The sequence below is a fragment of the Blautia sp. MSJ-9 genome (genome assembly GCF_018919065.1).
Lineage (GTDB): Bacteria > Bacillota > Clostridia > Lachnospirales > Lachnospiraceae > Blautia_A.
This window is the reverse complement of record NZ_JAHLQG010000006.1, coordinates 66,442-83,193: the sequence shown is the minus strand read 5'-3', so window position 1 is coordinate 83,193 and position 16,752 is coordinate 66,442. Positions and strand designations below refer to the sequence as shown.

Annotated in this window: 17 protein-coding genes; all 17 read right to left on the bottom strand. The window is 43.0% G+C overall.

Going from position 1 to position 16,752, the window contains the following annotated elements:
* Position 1 precedes the first annotated feature (1 nt).
* The 17 genes from KQI87_RS01430 to KQI87_RS01355 all read right to left on the bottom strand — a co-directional run bounded on the left by KQI87_RS01430 (position 2) and on the right by KQI87_RS01355 (position 16,749).
* On the bottom strand, positions 2–466 hold the full coding sequence (locus KQI87_RS01430; RefSeq protein WP_253292320.1) for a TadE family protein: 465 nt from the start codon (positions 464–466) through the stop codon (positions 2–4).
* Entirely contained in the window at positions 463–888 is a 426-nt protein-coding gene (locus tag KQI87_RS01425; RefSeq protein WP_216458593.1) for a prepilin peptidase, read from the bottom strand. The genes KQI87_RS01430 and KQI87_RS01425 overlap by 4 nt, the downstream gene beginning before the upstream one ends.
* A gap of 59 nt (positions 889–947) precedes the next feature.
* On the bottom strand, positions 948–1,580 hold the full coding sequence (locus tag KQI87_RS01420; protein ID WP_253292319.1) for a TadE/TadG family type IV pilus assembly protein: 633 nt from the start codon (positions 1,578–1,580) through the stop codon (positions 948–950).
* An 83-nt stretch (positions 1,581–1,663) separates the two neighbouring features.
* A complete protein-coding gene (locus KQI87_RS16460) occupies positions 1,664–1,846 on the bottom strand; it encodes a hypothetical protein (RefSeq protein WP_253292318.1) in 183 nt (60 codons plus the stop codon).
* Complete coding sequence (locus tag KQI87_RS01415; protein ID WP_253292317.1) at positions 1,839–3,350, bottom strand: DUF5702 domain-containing protein; 1,512 nt, start codon at positions 3,348–3,350, stop codon at positions 1,839–1,841. The genes KQI87_RS16460 and KQI87_RS01415 overlap by 8 nt, the downstream gene beginning before the upstream one ends.
* Before the next feature lie 50 nt (positions 3,351–3,400).
* The gene (locus tag KQI87_RS01410) at positions 3,401–3,589 is read right to left on the bottom strand and encodes a Flp1 family type IVb pilin (RefSeq protein WP_216458619.1); all 189 of its coding nucleotides are present in this window, start codon (positions 3,587–3,589) and stop codon (positions 3,401–3,403) included.
* A gap of 140 nt (positions 3,590–3,729) precedes the next feature.
* On the bottom strand, positions 3,730–4,761 hold the full coding sequence (locus KQI87_RS01405; protein ID WP_216458591.1) for a type II secretion system F family protein: 1,032 nt from the start codon (positions 4,759–4,761) through the stop codon (positions 3,730–3,732).
* Positions 4,762–4,769: 8 nt separating this feature from the next.
* A complete protein-coding gene (locus tag KQI87_RS01400; RefSeq protein WP_216458590.1) occupies positions 4,770–5,543 on the bottom strand; it encodes a type II secretion system F family protein in 774 nt (257 codons plus the stop codon).
* Positions 5,540–6,730: a CpaF family protein gene (locus tag KQI87_RS01395; protein ID WP_216458589.1), complete on the bottom strand. Its 1,191-nt coding sequence runs from the start codon at positions 6,728–6,730 to the stop codon at positions 5,540–5,542. The genes KQI87_RS01400 and KQI87_RS01395 overlap by 4 nt, the downstream gene beginning before the upstream one ends.
* A gap of 35 nt (positions 6,731–6,765) precedes the next feature.
* Positions 6,766–7,791, bottom strand: coding sequence for a hypothetical protein (locus KQI87_RS01390; protein WP_253292316.1), 1,026 nt, complete (start codon positions 7,789–7,791; stop codon positions 6,766–6,768).
* Positions 7,788–8,303 carry a prepilin peptidase gene (locus KQI87_RS01385; protein ID WP_216458617.1) on the bottom strand — a complete coding sequence of 172 codons (516 nt, stop codon included), beginning with the start codon at positions 8,301–8,303 and terminating at the stop codon, positions 7,788–7,790. The genes KQI87_RS01390 and KQI87_RS01385 overlap by 4 nt, the downstream gene beginning before the upstream one ends.
* Before the next feature lie 255 nt (positions 8,304–8,558).
* On the bottom strand, positions 8,559–9,353 hold the full coding sequence (locus KQI87_RS01380) for a lysozyme inhibitor LprI family protein (RefSeq protein WP_216458588.1): 795 nt from the start codon (positions 9,351–9,353) through the stop codon (positions 8,559–8,561).
* Between the two features lie 125 nt (positions 9,354–9,478).
* On the bottom strand, positions 9,479–10,417 hold the full coding sequence (locus KQI87_RS01375; protein WP_216458587.1) for a zinc ribbon domain-containing protein: 939 nt from the start codon (positions 10,415–10,417) through the stop codon (positions 9,479–9,481).
* 97 nt (positions 10,418–10,514) lie between these two features.
* Positions 10,515–12,740 carry a protein kinase domain-containing protein gene (locus KQI87_RS01370; RefSeq protein ID WP_216458586.1) on the bottom strand — a complete coding sequence of 742 codons (2,226 nt, stop codon included), beginning with the start codon at positions 12,738–12,740 and terminating at the stop codon, positions 10,515–10,517.
* A gap of 21 nt (positions 12,741–12,761) precedes the next feature.
* Positions 12,762–13,370: an FHA domain-containing protein gene (locus KQI87_RS01365; protein ID WP_049946876.1), complete on the bottom strand. Its 609-nt coding sequence runs from the start codon at positions 13,368–13,370 to the stop codon at positions 12,762–12,764.
* A gap of 157 nt (positions 13,371–13,527) precedes the next feature.
* Positions 13,528–14,406, bottom strand: a complete 879-nt coding sequence (locus tag KQI87_RS01360) for a DUF4234 domain-containing protein (protein ID WP_216458585.1) — start codon at positions 14,404–14,406, stop codon at positions 13,528–13,530.
* 42 nt (positions 14,407–14,448) lie between these two features.
* Positions 14,449–16,749, bottom strand: coding sequence for an ATP-binding cassette domain-containing protein (locus KQI87_RS01355; protein ID WP_216458584.1), 2,301 nt, complete (start codon positions 16,747–16,749; stop codon positions 14,449–14,451).
* Positions 16,750–16,752 lie beyond the last annotated feature (3 nt).

The window sequence follows — 16,752 nt, the reverse complement described above, 5'->3', positions numbered from 1 at the left end:
CTTAGTCCCCCATCCCCTTTAGAACAGCTGCTGCCGCTCTTAGTTTTCGAATATGTTTTACAGGATTGATAATGGCAGAAGTTCCTTCTATCCTTAAATGCCAGCTCAGATTCCCATATGAAGAAATCGTATCAAGATCATAGGTTACCTGCACTTCCTTCCCCACATTTGTCTGTGTACTCAGATTCTCTGCCCCAAAGAAGCCTGTACTTCCAAGCTCTTCACTGCGCATTCTGGCAGTCTCATACACTTCTCCGTTCTTTCGGATTCCTTCCATACTTCCGCTGATTGCTGATTCATAAGCAGCCGCTGTAAGCCAGGCTCTGTTATGTACAAAGAAACTCAGATAGATCAATCCCATCAACACCAGCAAAATCAACGGCATAACGCAGGCAGTTTCTACTGTCAGGCTTCCCTTACTGACCTTTTTTATTATATTTCTATTTCTCATAATGATTTTTTTCATAGCAAAATCCCTCCAAGATATCCTGCCAGCAAAAATGGCACAAACGGGATCTCCATGTGGCCTTTCCCACGAAATACCATCAGCATAATTCCTGCAAATCCAGCACTGCACAGCATTCCCACAAAAAGCATGGTGAAAAATTCCGCAGGACGCATCATAGTTCCCAGCGCCATAAGAATCCACCCATCTCCCATTCCCACTGATCCCTCCGTAAAAATGCTGATTCCCACAAATCCAAGTCCAGTCCCCGCACATAGCAGGAAATCCAGTGCATCACTCCCGGTGCGTATCGTCCAGATTATCCCTCCCCCGGCAAATACAACAGTGATTAGCAGAGAAATCTGCTTTCTCCGGATATCAATCCAGGAATTCACTCCCAGAAATGCCAGTATACATGCTTCTTTTATACAGTTTACTTCCATATCCCTCTCTCCTGATTCTTATCCACTTTACTTCTTATCCGCTTTAATTTTTATATGTTTTATCCACATCTGCTGCATGCACTCATTCCGGAAACTGTGGAAGATTTTACCAGTTTTACTGAACGCTTCAACCCACTGCAGGACTCCAGATTATGATATCTGTTTCCCTGTTCCGTGACATACACTACCCCTGCCGGATTCTGATTTCTGCTACAGGTTTCACAGGCAGAATAGCGCTCTCCGTATTGATTACTTGCAGACTTTACAGAACTTCCCGGAATCTGTTTCAGAGAAACATTTAGATAACTACATCCAGGATTTTTGTGATAGACACTTCCAGATGCTGTCACATATACCATCTGTTCTACTTCTCCCTGTTCACCTCCATTATCAGGAAACTCTGTTCCAGTCCATGCATGAACTTTTACATGGTTATAGATCACAACACCTGGAAGAGGGAGCAGACCACCAAACGGCTTATAAGTATATATATCCGGCAAAGTAATATTCTCCGGGCCGTTATCTCCCGCAAGACAGGCATACATTCCTGTCTGTTTTGCTCTTGTACATAAGCTTGTCAGATGTTCTGTTTGAAGCTTATAAATATCCATAAAGGATATCAATGTGACCATTCCCAGAAAAAACAATGGAAGCGCCAACGCAGTCTCCACTGCCAGACTTCCCCTTTTCAAAGCACTCTTCTTAAAAAACATCCTTTTCAGAAAAGAGAGATCAAAAGGTGCTTTTACAGAAAGATTAGCTTTCCAATCAACCTTCAAGCTGTATTTATTTCTTCCTTTTTTCGGGGATAAAAAGGAAAAAATATTTCTTCGAGAGCAACTCCTCCTTTCATAATTTTTGTCATCTTTTTTTCTGCTTTCTCTAGTCCCTTTGCTTTTTTTCTGTAAAAGCATCTTTTCACACCTCTTTTCTGAAGCTTGTTTCTATGATCATTCATAGCAATATTGTCGAACCACATGAAATTCCTTTTTCTTATTAGCTTTGATATCTGCAAACGCTTCCAAAGCCACAATACAAGAATCCATACAAAAATGTGCTCTGCCATTATTTCTGATCGTATTCTCAACCATATCCATTCCTCTCATTACCTTCTTTTCCTTCGAAACTGACAAAACCAGCACCTGAATATAGTCTTCATAGGACATTCCATGATCATCGTTTTTTCTCATAGAATCCAATCCTTCCATCAGATTAGAGAGATTTGCCAAGGAAATCTGCCAATCTGCAGAAGTCTTTACCAGCGGAATCTTTCCTCCTGCAAAAAGTTCTCGTACATCCAGTACACTCTCTGCGAATGCCCAGCATAATAGCAGCGCTGTCTCAATCACCACGGCTGCCGGCGGAATCAGAAATCCGGCTGCAATAGCTGTGGCAAGAGCCTGCGCTTCTGTTCTCTTTGCACTGTCTGCCATCAGACTGGCAAAGTTTACACCCTCTCTGATAAACAAAAGTTTCGTTGCTACAGCTTTCAGGTTATCCATATCATTGTCTTTCCCTGCGAAAATATATTCCATCTGATATGCCAGACCTTTGTCTGACGGATTTATATAATTTCCCAGATGATTCATCATATACTGTTGAAATAGTACACCTGAAGTATAACTGTTCTCTGTTGTCAGTCCATCCGGCATCTCCATTCCCTGCTGCAACTGTCTCCCTGAAACCAGCGTATTTCTGCTGACTGTATGCGTGGAAATCCCACGTCCGGATGGCAGCACCAGTTCCAGAACTCCCATCTTCATAATTCTTTTAATAACAGTAATCGGATTATTCACCGGTTCCTGTGCAGGTACCGGCTGTGTCGTTCCATCTCCAAACTGCTGTCCTGAAGAATTGTCTGCATTATTTCCCTGCTGATTCTTTGCAGCTTCTTCCGCTGCCTGCTGGCTTTTTTGCGAAGCCTGATTCATTTCTGAATCATACCTGTCGATAGAACCTCCTGCTTCTGCCTGACTCGCCTTCAAATCTGCTTCCTTCGTTTTCTTCTCACGGTCAGACATTCGGTTAAGAAGGGCCTGTACTCCCTGACTGCCAAGAGTTTCCTGCATATACTGCACAATCTGCTGATAAAAAACTTCTCCACCATTATCTGTCAGAAGACGATAACCGGTCAGTCCGCTCTGATGCAGACTGAGTTTCTGGCTGTTCTGCTTAAGGACAGGTTTCATATAGGATTCTAGATTGTCACAAATCTTTGCAAGGTTCAACATCCCGCCTCCCATAGAGCCGTCAAGTGCAAACAAGTCATACTCCTCCAGGAGTTTCTTATCATACTGTCCAAATACAGAGTACAGTCCGATATCCATACTGTTCAGGATCTGTGTTCGGGCAGATGCCATACGCACAGATTCTATGCTTGTACACACCAGTGACAGAAGCAGACTGAGGATCAGTGCCAGAAATACAGTAATGCTTCCTTTTTTCTCTTTATGACACTTCATACAGGAAGTACACCTCCTTCTCTTTTTTGTATTCAACGGGTAAACTTTTATCAGATAGAATTACTCTGTTTCGCGATCTTTGAAAGAATGCTCTGTACCAGATTGGTCAGCTGCTCTTTGAAAATAATGACAAGTCCGATCAGGACTACAAGAATTAAAATGATCTCCACAACACCTACAGCATCTTCTTCCTCTGCAAATCTTCGCAGCAGTCCGTTTTGTCTTTTCACACTTTGCATCAATTGTCCCATATTCTTCCTCCGTATGTTTCGTTTATATCCTGTTTCACATCTTGCAAACTATAACTCTAATATTAATGTCTATTTCGTGCGCAACAGCATACTTTCCAATACAACACCATTTTCAGGCACTTCTTAGATCAGGTTCCTCCATAAAAGGACAGAAACGCAGGTATCATCACAATTGCCATTACGACCATCAACATCATGATCATCGGGATCAGAAGCTTCGTTGCAGCAGCTTCTCCCAGAACACGGGCTTTTCTCTTACGCTCTTCCCACGCTTCCATAGACTCCCGTTCCAGCATATCTGCCATCTGTCTGCTTCCCTTCTGGAGGTTCTGAATCAGAAGTGTAGCAAAAGTCTTATATTTTGCCTGTCCACATCTCTCTCCAAACCTTCTGTATGCTTCACTCTCAGAAACTCCGCTTTCCATTTCATAACAGATGACTCGTATCTCATCATAGGCAGGCCGCGGTTTTCGTTTCTTCTTTCTGCTATAATCCAATGCGATTTTCTGGAATGCCTTTCTTACTGTCATTCCTGCCTGAACAAGAAGTGTAAACTTCATGATCAGTCCGGGATAATCCATAAGCAGTTCTTCATACCGTTTCTGAAGCTGTACCTGTTCTTCTCTGCCTTTCATTACCAGGATTACCATTGCGGCTATAAGAAACAGCCCGGTCAGAAGCATACCGGAATTATCTGCAGGGATTTCCCACTTTACCTTTTTTCCATTCAGCGTATCCGGAAGATAATAATAGTCCGGATCATTCTGCTGCTCATTATATCGGGCCACTGCCTCTGCCAGATCTTTCTTTGCCTGCTCTTTTCTGGTCAGTTTCTTATCCTGTTTCGGTGTTTCCTGTTCTTCCTGTTCCTTTTCCGGTACCTGTATATACATGGAGACCGGTTTCTCTCCATCCACGGATACCATAAATTCCTTCTCATATGATCCTGTATCCTCCTTTTCCAGACGGTATCCCTGAGGATACACCTGTCCGCCGTTTCCTGCGGTAAGAATCATGCCAAGCAGATTCCCGGATATTGCTACTGCTGCAAAAAGTCTGATTCCTTCCTTTCCTCCGATTCCGGAAGATGGAATCCATCCTTTTTTCCATCCGATCAGTGCACACAGAATCATGACAAAAATGACAACATGTACCCACATTTGTACTGTCACACCTCAATATCTACAATCCTTCTGCCAAGCCAGTATGCAGTCGCATAAATTGCGAGACAGATACTCATTGCTACAATTCCAAAGGGATTTCCATAAAGAACACTTAAGAAGCCCGGTGAGGTCATCTGCAGATACAGAATAATTCCTGCAGGCATAAGACTCATGATCATCTGCTCAGATTTCTTGGCTGCCAGTGTCGCCTCTATTTCTTTCTTCACATCAATCTTATCTCCCAGCATACGTGTTACTTTCTGAATAACCCGGTTCATATCTCCGCCGGTACGCTTAGCTGTATAAAACACAGATGCAAAGTTTTCAATATCTTCTACCTGGCTTCTCTCTCCAAGATCCAGAAACAATTCTTCCAGCGGAACACTGATGTGCTGCTGGCTCTCGATATAGCGGAATTCCTCCACAATATCTGTACCCTTTCCATACAATCGTTCCAGATCCCGAATACAGGTTTTCACTGCACTCTCCACCGAATATCCTGCCTGAACTGCAACACTTAGGGACGTCAGTGCATCTTTGAACTGATAGTTCAGATTCTTTCTTCTCTCTCTGATCATCCGGTTCTGCTGCCATTTCAGATAAAATACAACCACAGGAAATGCAAGAAGCAATACCCACACACTTCTGTAAAAAAGATAATCTGCCATAATACATAATGCCAGTGCCTGACCTGTATATTTCAGAAACTCCCTGGGTGAAAAGCAATAATGCTCATAATCCCGCTTCAGATAACGTTGTTCTTTTTCTTTCCCTTTCATAGTTCAATCCCCGCTCTTTCCAGTTTTTCCACATGGAGGAGAGACGCAGTCTTCACAAGACCTTTTCCCTCCTGCCATTGATACAGCGGCCGAATCCGGATCTCACCGTTTTCGAATCCGCACACTTCAGTTACCTCCAATAATTTTCTTGACTTGTCCCTCATTCTCCCCAAATGTACCAGAATATCCACACCGGATGCAATCTGTCTTCGTATCGCTTCCAGCGGCAGATCAACGCCCATCAAAACCATTGTTTCCAGTCGGGACAGCATGTCTCTGGCAGAATTGGCATGGGCAGTAGACAGCGACCCTTCATGCCCTGTATTCAATGCCTGAAGCATATCCATTGCCTCTCCGCCTCTGACTTCTCCCACAATGATCCTGTCAGGGCGCATTCGAAGCGCAGACTTGATCAGATCTCTGATCGTAACCGACACCGCGCCCTCCATATTTGCCATCTTGGCTTCCAGACGAACCAGATTGTCAATTCCCCTGATGCGAAGCTCTGCATTATCTTCGATGGTGATCAGTCTTTCATCCTTGGGAATATATTCTGACATAGCGGCAAGAAATGTTGTCTTGCCGCTTCCGGTTCCTCCGCCTATGATCATGGAATATCTTGCCTTCACCAGTTTCTGCAGAAACTCTGCGCATTCCTGCGTAATGCTTCCCAGTGCGATTAGCTTCTCCATTGTAATGGGGTGTTCGGGAAAACGCCTGATCGTAAGGATTGGGCCATTTAAAGCTACCGGATAAATTACCGCGTTCACTCTGGAACCGTTCTCCAGTCTGGCATCCACGATAGGCATGGATTCATTGATCACACGGTTGCATTTACCTACGATCTGCTGGATCACATCCCCCAGCTTCTCCGCAGAAGTGAAACTCTTATGCCACCTGGTCAGTCTGCCGGCCCGCTCTACAAAGATGGTGTCAGGTCCGTTTACCATAATTTCAGTGATAGTCTCATCATCCACCAGTTCCTGCAATACATCCAGCTTGCGGACAGAATAAAACAATTCCTGACGAAGCTGTACTTTCTCTTTCAGTGCAAGGCGGACATCTTTTATCTGGTTCAGGATCAATTCATCGATCACATCCAGAATTTCTTTATCTGACAGTTCTCTGGACAGATCCAGTTCCTCCATCAGCATCTGGCGTAAGGTTCTAAATACATCTTTGTTCATCCTTTTTCCTCCGGCTTTCATTCCCACAACTGTCTTCAGATTTCTTTTTTCTGATTTTCTTTTCTCAGAAGATTCCTCACGTAATCTCCCAGTTCACTCCACACCAGTTGTTCTATGTAAGCTGGCGACGGATCGGTTACCATGTGAAAAGGCGGACTTATCTTCTCCGTTTTCTCCAAAATCTGAGGATAATCCCAGATCCGCACCAGATTCTCAAACTGGGCGATCTTGCACTGGGAAACAGCATCTGACAATACAGGCATATAGATTTTCTTACACAGATCAAGTAACTGGAAATTTTCATCAATCCCACATCCAATATCCAGTACGATCACTTCATAAGAACTGTCAAGCATGATCATCTGCAAAAGCCTCTCCCAGTCCTGCCAGGATGTTGTGCGAATGTCTGCCGGCATCTGCACAGGCGGAATATAATCCAGGTTATTGATGGTCTGTATCATACTGTTCATCTTATACAAAAGATTCTGGTTATCTTGTCTCACATAATAAAGAAGATCGCTCAGATTATGAGCAAAACCTCTTCCCATCAGCTCCTCAAATCCAGAATATTCTTCCATGTTCAGGTAAAGAACCGCCCGGTCTCTGGCAAGTATCTGACCAAGTGCCAATGCAAAAGAAGTCTTCAGACAACGTCCCAGAGGAGAAAATACGCCTATTATTTCTGTTGTCTTCTTTAATACTGCAAGCTGATCGGATACGGACTTCTTTTCGGCACCGTAACATGCCATTACTTCCCGGAGTACATCAGAAGAAGACTGATATTTATACACACTTGGATACTGGTCAAGTTCCGGAGGATGCACACCCTCCGACAGAATAATAATCTTACCGATATCCAGTTCCCGGACTTCACGGCACATAGCCCGCCCGGAAATTAACAGCAACTCTATATGTGTATGTTTTCCGTAAGCGATCAGGTTCTCTACTGCTGTAAATGCCTGTATCTCAAACGGGATATTCTTCTTCTGATTCATATAATCCATAAAGTTCAGCGCATAATCTACTTCCAGATCACATACTGCAAAAATATTTCTCTTCAATAGATACCTCCTGCATATAACAACACACTTATAAAAACAGGAATCGTAAAATGGAAATTCTCCGGAGCAGAAATGCTTTTTCTCCGATAGGGAGTAATCTTTCCCGTGCTGACCGTGTGCTCTACATATTTGATAAAATAAAGGATTCGTTCACAGAAATTGTGGTTGATGATCAGAAGTACAGCTGCAATACATGCACCTGCCAGAAAAGAAACAAAGATACATCTTGAAATGGCTCCGGGGCCCATGACCCCTCCCAGCGCACAGAATAATTTAATGTCTCCTGCGCCCATCATTCCAAAAAGAAACAGAATGATAAGAAGTAAAGGTACTACACTTCCCACAGCAAAAGAGCAGATTCCTGCAATGCCTTTTTGCCAGATACAGCCGGACAGTCCCAGAAACATAGAAAACAGAATCCAGCCATTATCAACTTTCGCAGTACGAATATCCATAACCATGGCTGTTGCGGCTACTGCTACAGGAAAAAGGTGAAAAAATACATATGATATCCCCTCCAGTCTTATAATTTTCGTCTTGCTTGATGGATTCCAAGTTCAAACGCCTTATCGTGCAAGCACGAACAGATTTTTGTCCTTTTGACCCTGATATCAATATTATCGTTAAGTAAAAGTGGAATTTACCGCCGAACTGACGGGATTGAATTACCAGAAGACCTCTGGTGAATATTATTATAGGACCAGACAATTGATTTGTCCAGTCCTATTTTTTGTCGAAATTATAAAATAATTATAAACTGATTACTATCACGGAAGCTTTTCTAAAAGATAATATGTACGATCTCTGGTTCTTGTATAACCTTCTCCATACACAGCTGCGTATGTTCCAGCACTTCCGTTAAAGTCTTCTTTTATCTGATTCATCGTCTGTTCCTTATCATTGATCCATGCCTTCTCTTCATCCCTTAACGCTTCCATAGTTGCCGAATCCAGACTTTCTTCCAAATATCCCCAGATAACATTCAATTCTCTGTCCCAGATTTCATATAATTCTGTATATCCGGAATTACTGTCTGCCTGACTGCCAGTTAATGCACGATTCAGTGGTTCCTCACTCTGCGCTTCTACCTGTGCAATCTCATTCTTCGCCTGCCAATACAGATCCGACCTTGTAACCTGCTGCGCCTCGCTTTCTGCCGGCGGTGGAGTTTCTGCTGTAGGAGTATCGACTGGCAGGTCTACCTGTACCGGAGCTTCTGTTGGTACTGGTGTGTCCGTAGGTATAGGAGTATCGGTCGGTGCAGGAGTATTCGTAGCTGCTGGAGCACTTTCTGCACTTTTCTTTTCCCCATTCCCGGATTTATTCGTATTCTGTTTCTTCTTATCTGTACTGCTGACTGTTTCCGTTTTTCCCTCAGGTTTCCGCTGGTGGCTGAACATAAATATACCGGAAGCTACAATTGCCGTTAGGGCAATGATAACAAGAATAATTAATCCTATCGGAGATTTCTCTTCCTGTTCTTCCTCTTCCATCTGAAATCCACAGCTTGTACAGAACTTATCGTCGTCTTTTAACTTATTGCCACATTTAGGGCAGTACATCTCGTATCCTCCTTCTGCTAAAAGTAAATCTCTGCTTATACACAGCAAGCTCCTGCAAAGTATTTATTCTCTGCAGGAGCATATTCTTAATTGTTACTGCTTACTCTATAAGCAGTAAATAATGCCTAATCTTCTTTATACCACAGACCAATATCCGTGATTGCGGTATCTTGCCATTCTATCCTGTCGGTATATACATCCTGAATCGTGATTTTTATATTACTTATATCCGTTTCCGGATTAAGCTGAACCAGAAATTCCTGTTTTCCATCAGGAAATGTAAGATTCCAACTGTTATTTCCAGAATCAATCTGCAGAGTTTTTGGCCTGCAGTTTCCCCAGTAATACTTATCTGACTTATCTGGCAGCCAATTGCCCAGTTTAAATGTCATGTAAGTTACAGGATAAGACTTATCAAAGGTAAATTCCAGATATTCACCAATACCAGGGCCATCAACGCCTTCCTGCCAGTCCGTACTATCATTATCATCAAATGCTTTAATCGGCTCATTTCCAACCAGATCCTGGTCAATGACTGAAGATGCATCTGCCTTTGTGATCGCACCGCTGCCAATTCTGGTATACGTTTTCTTTACGCTCTTTAATAAATCAGAATCTTCCAGCAGTTCTGCGGAAGTTATTTTTTCTACCTCTGCTCCTGCATCCTGATTTGCAGTTCCATCAGGTGCCGGTTCTGCATGATTTTCTGTGTCGGATGTGCCATCGGATCCTTCCTGTTCTACTGCATTTGAGGAACTGTCTGATTTTCCGTCTTCTCCTTCATTTGAGGAACTATCAGTTTTTTCCTTCTTCTCTGAAGAATTCAAATCTGCTTCCGTCTGTATTCCCCCATCTTTCTTTGTCTCCTTATCACCGTGGACCACAAAGAAAATAGCGCCTACAATCACTACAATAGCGATCACTTCCAGAAAAATGGTAAAAATCATAAGCCCTGATTTCTTTTTCTTCGGTTTTTCTTCCCCCGATGTATTTAAATGATAGCCGCAACTGCCGCAATATTCATCATTTTTTCCCACAGGTGAACCACATTTTGGACAATTCATACTTCTCTCCCCTCCTTTAATTCATTCTGTAATTATCCAACACTTGATGTGCCAACAAGTTAGTAACTTATCGTTACATTAACAAAATACTGAACAGTTAATAAGTTTCCAACATACATTCATGAATATAATCCACTGCCTTTGAAAATTCATCAGCTGCCAGATCTGCGTCTCCTCCATCTGACATCACGCAGACAACATACTGCTGTCCATCTGCCAGAACGATTCCAACCTCAGCATAAGTACCACTTCCCGGATTCGGTCTGATTCCATTCTGGTTGCAGAAAGTTCCTCCATTATACAATGTATCCGACTGAAAAATTCCATGTCTCTGTGCATTGTCACAGATTCTCATATAATTCATCAGATAATCTCTATTTATCACACTGTATTTATTCATAAAAAGATCATATACCATATTTGCGGCATCCTTCGCAGAAATCAGATTGTCGTCTGCAGATGTACCACCCTTAACAATCTGACGACGCATCACAACACTCGTAAATTCATTTTCCTGGCATGTTTGCTGGATTCCTTCCAGCGTCAGAAAACTGATCAGAGAATTAGTTGCATTATTGTCGCTGTACATTAGCATCGCCTGAACAAGTGTATCAACAGACATCTGCTGACCCGCCTGTGCTGAAGTAAGATGTCCTCTGCCACCGCTGTTAGTATCATAAGTATACTGAAAAGTAACCGGGGTATTCAGAGTAATTCCACTGTTCGGATCATCCATTTTCACCGCAAGTGTATACAAAATTGGAACCGAAACCATTCCAGTTGCGGGCATAGCAGTATTTTTCTCATCAGTTCCACGGGGAGCATCCTCAATACAGTCACGCATGTACAGACTCTCCTGTGCTCCGGAACCTTTTGATCCAAACAGATTATCCTGAACATTATCTATATTAATTCTCGCAACTTTTGGAATCGTTGTTGGCGTCGGTATTGGCGTCGATGTCGGTGTTGGTTCCGGCTCCTCTTCAGATTTATCTTCAGTTTCTGAATTTTTCTTCTGATCAGAGTCCTTACTCTTATCCGTTGTACCTTCATCTACAGATTCTGTATCCGTCTTGTCTGCCTTCGCTGTTGTCTCAACAGAACCAGAAGAACTGTCTGAAGCCATTTTAGCTTTATAATAATTTACTCCAAATACTGCCAGAAGAGCAATCAGAACTACACCAAGAATTCCTGCCATGATCGGCAGCATATTATTCTGCTTTTTGGGATAATACTGCCTTCCTCTGACCTGTCCTTCTTCCCTGACAACACGATTATTACTATTGTTATGGTTATTATGACCATTATGATTATCAGAATCCTGAATACCCTCTGGTTGTACATTTGCTCTTCCATTATACAGGCAGTCATAAAGCTCCTCCATGGACTGCCAGCGATCGTCCTTGTAAACATTCAGACCCTTACAGATAGCAAAATTTACTTCCCGCGGGCAATCCGGCTGAAAATCTGTCACTGGTCTCAGATGATCCTGATAAGTACGTTCCATAGATTCCGGCGGTATCTGGCCGGTAATGCATCGATACATGGTCGCACATAATGCATACACATCTGTCCAAGGCCCTTGTTCTCCATGAGTACGATACTGCTCCTCCGGTGCATAGCCCGGCTTCAACATGATCGACATACTTCTGCCCCTGGCTGAGCCGAAATCTCTCGCACCGCCGAAATCCAGAATCTTCACTTCATAATTTGTGGTGATCATAATATTATCCGGACTGATATCACGATGAATCAGATTCATCTTATGTACCTGTCCGAGAGACCGGATCAGAGGTTTCATCATGTTCAGCGTTTCCGTTGCAGAAATCCTTCCGCCTCTTTCTTTCAGGTAGACTTTTAAAGTCTGCCCCTCAAGAAATTCCATTACAATATAAGCCGTATGATTTTCCTTAAAGAAATCCTTTACTGTAACAATCTCCGGAAGGTCAATACATTTTGCAAGAATCTTAGCTTCATTGATAAACTTCTCTCTTCCTGTCTCAAAGAAAGTCTGCGCTTCCCCGGAATATGACTGAACCGTACAGCTGTTGCCGCTTGTATCACGGATTGCGCAGCCATTCGGATAATACTCCTTAATAGCAACGCGCATCTCCAGATTCAGGTCCATACCGATATAAGTGATACCAAAACCACCTTCACCGATTGATTTTCCTACGAGATACTTTCCCTCAAGGATGACAAAGGGCGACAAATGATGGGGCGGAATCGTATCTTCTGCCGGATCATATCCGCAGTGCTCACATCTTCCTTCCGGACTGGCTTTTTCCTTCATGCATTTTATGCATAAATTTTCAATCTTCATTTACTCCTCCGACTGCCTGTCCTATTTCGCTTCTTTATTTCTGTATTTATCCCAGCTGAAATCCGGTCCGCAGAGTGGAATGAACATAAGACTTGTCTCTCCCAGAGTAATCACATCGTGACTCTTCAGAATCTCGCTGTTTAACACAACATTGTCATTCAGATAAAACAGTTCATGGGATTCTCCAGGCTGTGCATAGAAAATACCTGCACGCGGCTCAAAGATCACGCATGCGTGACGATGTCTTGCAACTGCCAGGTCTCCTCTGATCACAACGTCCATATCCTCGGCACGTCCGACAAAGTTCTTCCCTTCTCTAAGCTGGAAGCTCTGTCCCATGCACTCTCCCTGGATTCCCACCAGCCATCCGACAACCGGCTGTGTTCCTTTATTTCCGGAAATAGCATGTGAAAAAATTCCCACTGTTTTCTGGTCATCACTCGGAGTATTTCCGCCTGCATATGCAAAAGGCTGCTGCGGCATAGTCGGTGTAACTGACGGAGCCGGCTGATCATTTGGAACTGTCATTCCTATTGTTTTCTGGTCATCATTCATCTGCTGGCAGTGAGGGCATGTCTGATATTTATCTGCATCATAAAAGTGTCCGTTTTCGCATTTCTGTAAGTTCATAGTATTATCCTCCAATTTCTGTCTCTGTTCTGGTCAAGCGGCTAAAATCATCCGCTTCGCTACTTACTCATAACCAAATAACTGCTTCGCAGTTTGGTTAAACCTGATATCAAATCAGGGGCAAAATCTCTTTTAACCCTGACATCCTATCATTTCCTTACTGTAAAATAAACTCATTGCTTCCCTGTCCAAGGATGATCCTTGTTCCTCTTGAGCACCTTGTCGGCACTTCCCGTTCAAGCTGTACAGTGCCATTCATCCTTGTTCCAAGAGAAGAATAATCTGTCACATAATAGCAGTTCTCAGATGCATTAAACTGAACTGTGCAGTGACGTCTGCTGATATCTCTGTCTGAGAGAACCAGGTTACTTGCAGCACCATCTCTGCCGATGGTTACCATCTCACCATCCAGAATGTTGATCTCTGCACCCTGCATACTGCCTTTCGTGCAGACAAGTGCACCATGTGCCATTCCAATGGTCCATCCTGCCATCTGTGTAGTTTCCTCAGATTCCTGCTGTGCAGCTACTGATATCTTTTTCTGAGAAGAACCACTCTGAACAGAACTTCCGGAATTTCCGTATCCCCCAGCGTCATAACCATAAGAATCTCCATAGCCACCCTGAGCATATGCTGCATTATCAATAAACTCTTCATTATATTTACGGCAGATCTTATTCATATTCTTGAATATTAAATGATATGAAATAAAAACTCCAACTCCCAGCAGCAAACACCACATAATAAGTGTTGTTCCGCTCTCATCAACCCTTACTCCATAATCGTCACCGGATCTCTGGATCGTATTTCCCACTTTATAAAGCCAATACCAGCTATAGATACCACAGGTAACAATCGTGAGCAGGATCACTATGATAAAATTCGGTGATCTCCATCCGTCCGGATCTTTCGCAGAGCTTACATCATTCAGATCATTCGTAAAACTCCACATAAAAATCAGTCCATAAATCCCACAGGTAACTACTGATAACAATATATAGATCAACAACGACCTGTCTTCTTTTTTTCGTTCCACTTGCTCTCTCCTCCTTATTTCCCTTTGTTTTTATAATCTCTTTTATCTGCTGTCCTTCGCCACATTACGAAGCAGTAAAACACTGACAACAGTGAAGATCAGCATCATACCTGCCAGAATTCCCCATGACTGCATCAAATGTCCTTTCGTACATTCAAAGAAATCTTCTGCCGCATGTTCCAGTGTCGGAAACTGCTCCTGCATACGAAGCTGCATTCCATTCAGATCCACAATACTTCCCAGCGATTCCACAGACCATCTGCTTACAGTAAGGTAAGAAATCCATTCCCCAGTTCCCTCTAAATTAAACAGAATTCCTGAAAACAGAAGCTGTACGATCAGGATAAATGGTGCCACTGCCATCGCTTTGTCTCCTGTCTTCACAAGAGATGAGACGATAAATCCCATTGCCATAGAAGCCAGCACTGTCAGCCAGACTGTAAAAAATACTTCCAGGTAAAAAGAATCGAAAAAGATTCCAGAATGAGATTTTCCTACAGTTATAAGAAATACTGCCGTCAGCAAAATACTCTGGATCAGTCCAAGTAATGCCTGAATAATAAACTTCGAAAGAATGTAAACCGGAAGCTTCAGGTTTGCCATATATTCTCTCTTTATAATGACTCGCTCTTTGCAGATTTCCTGAATTGAGTTAAATAATCCCATCCAGATTGCCGAACAGCTTAGCGCAAACATCATAGATTTCGTAGATTCATAAATATCAAAGATGTCATCTTCCGAAACAATATATAGCAAAAATCCAATTAATATCGGCTGCAGAAATGTCAGGAACAACTTTGGCAGATCATTCTTGATCAGTTCTGCATATCTGAGACTCAGATACAAAAGCTGCCGCATCCACGAAGTCTTTCTCTCTTTTAACTCGGATTTTCTTTCTTTCTCCGGTTCCGGGAGATTGTCGGAGCCTACGCAGTGTTCATACTGTTCTTCCCAGAACTGCGGATCCTTCGCAATAATATTATAAACATTGACCAGACTGTCTGTCTGGAAAAACATCAGCGCCTGCTGTGCGGTTCCCACGAAACACAAACGCCCGCCCGGTCCCATGAATATGATCTTATCACACATATCCAGACTCTGGGTCGTATGCGTAACCATAATAATCGTCTTGTCCTTTGTCTTTGACAGTTTACTCAGAATGGTCATCAGGTTCTTCTCTGTTCCAGGATCCAGTCCTGATGTAGGTTCATCCAGGAAAAACAGTTTCGGATCTGCCAGAAGTTCTACGGCAATACTTGCACGCTTCTTCTGCCCGCCGGACATTTTTCGGATATAAGTGTTCTCATGCTCTTTTAGTTCCACCATATCCAGAACTTCTTCGATCTTTGCATCAATCTCATCTTTGGTGGTGTCTGCAGACATCTTTAATTTTGCTGTATAATAGAGCATTTTCCGCAGAGTCAGATTCTCGTAAATAATATCCTGCTGCGGCACATAGCCAATGATGCTTTTCAGATGCTGGAAATTCTCTCTCAGATTAATTCCATTGAGAAATACCGCTCCCTGAACATCCTTATCAAATCCGCTCATTGCATTCATCAGCGTTGTTTTGCCTGCACCGGAACCACCGATGATCGCTACAAATTCATTACTCTCAATCTGGCAGTTCACATGATTTAAGATGACTTTCTTCTGTTTGCCAACCCTCTTGTGGAGATTTCGTGTCTCAAGCGCCACGCCCTTTGCCACTGTCTTAAACAGCAAAAACTTCTCCGCAAAAATCATTCGATAATCCAGAATCTGTATCTCATCCTGATTCTTCAAAACAGCCGAATCCTGTACACCACGCCCATTCACCAGAAGGCCGTTTGTGCTCTTTAGATTATGTATCACGCATTTTCCATCCTCTTCCTGTATGATGGCATGCTGTCTGGATACATTACTGCTTTTTAATACCACATCGTTTTTGCTGCTTCGTCCGATCGTTAACGGAGCTTTTCCGATAGGAATTCGCTTCCACGTTTCCTCGCCCTGTTTTGTATCAAACAAAACCGTGATGGAATCATTTTCTAATCCTGCAGATATTCTCAGCAGCGCACCATCCTGAATTTCCACCCGTCTGGCAGTCTGGTGGAGAAATCCTCTTAATCCGCCTGACTCTACAATCGTCCCGTTGCTGCTGTTGAGATCTCTGTAATAAATTTTATTTCCTTCAAAAGTGATCTCTCCATGTCTCCCTGATACAAACCGGAAAGGAAGCTGCACAGTATTTGTACCCATTTCCCTTCCAAGACTGATCGTCCGGGTATTCTGAACTGGAATCTCACTTTTATTTATTCTGCCTTCCGGATCAATGACAGAAATAAAAACGCTTTCTCTCATACC

Coding starts and splice junctions, on each gene's coding strand:
- KQI87_RS01370 (WP_216458586.1), bottom strand. CDS start 12,740: ATGAAGATTGAAAATTTATGCATAAAATGCATGAAGGAAAAAGCCAGT.
- KQI87_RS01365 (WP_049946876.1), bottom strand. CDS start 13,370: ATGAACTTACAGAAATGCGAAAACGGACACTTTTATGATGCAGATAAA.
- KQI87_RS01430 (WP_253292320.1), bottom strand. CDS start 466: ATGAAAAAAATCATTATGAGAAATAGAAATATAATAAAAAAGGTCAGT.
- KQI87_RS01410 (WP_216458619.1), bottom strand. CDS start 3,589: ATGCAAAGTGTGAAAAGACAAAACGGACTGCTGCGAAGATTTGCAGAG.
- KQI87_RS01415 (WP_253292317.1), bottom strand. CDS start 3,350: ATGAAGTGTCATAAAGAGAAAAAAGGAAGCATTACTGTATTTCTGGCA.
- KQI87_RS01395 (WP_216458589.1), bottom strand. CDS start 6,730: ATGAACAAAGATGTATTTAGAACCTTACGCCAGATGCTGATGGAGGAA.
- KQI87_RS01380 (WP_216458588.1), bottom strand. CDS start 9,353: ATGTACTGCCCTAAATGTGGCAATAAGTTAAAAGACGACGATAAGTTC.
- KQI87_RS01375 (WP_216458587.1), bottom strand. CDS start 10,417: ATGAATTGTCCAAAATGTGGTTCACCTGTGGGAAAAAATGATGAATAT.
- KQI87_RS01400 (WP_216458590.1), bottom strand. CDS start 5,543: ATGAAAGGGAAAGAAAAAGAACAACGTTATCTGAAGCGGGATTATGAG.
- KQI87_RS16460 (WP_253292318.1), bottom strand. CDS start 1,846: ATGAATGATCATAGAAACAAGCTTCAGAAAAGAGGTGTGAAAAGATGC.
- KQI87_RS01405 (WP_216458591.1), bottom strand. CDS start 4,761: ATGTGGGTACATGTTGTCATTTTTGTCATGATTCTGTGTGCACTGATC.
- KQI87_RS01355 (WP_216458584.1), bottom strand. CDS start 16,749: ATGAGAGAAAGCGTTTTTATTTCTGTCATTGATCCGGAAGGCAGAATA.
- KQI87_RS01425 (WP_216458593.1), bottom strand. CDS start 888: ATGGAAGTAAACTGTATAAAAGAAGCATGTATACTGGCATTTCTGGGA.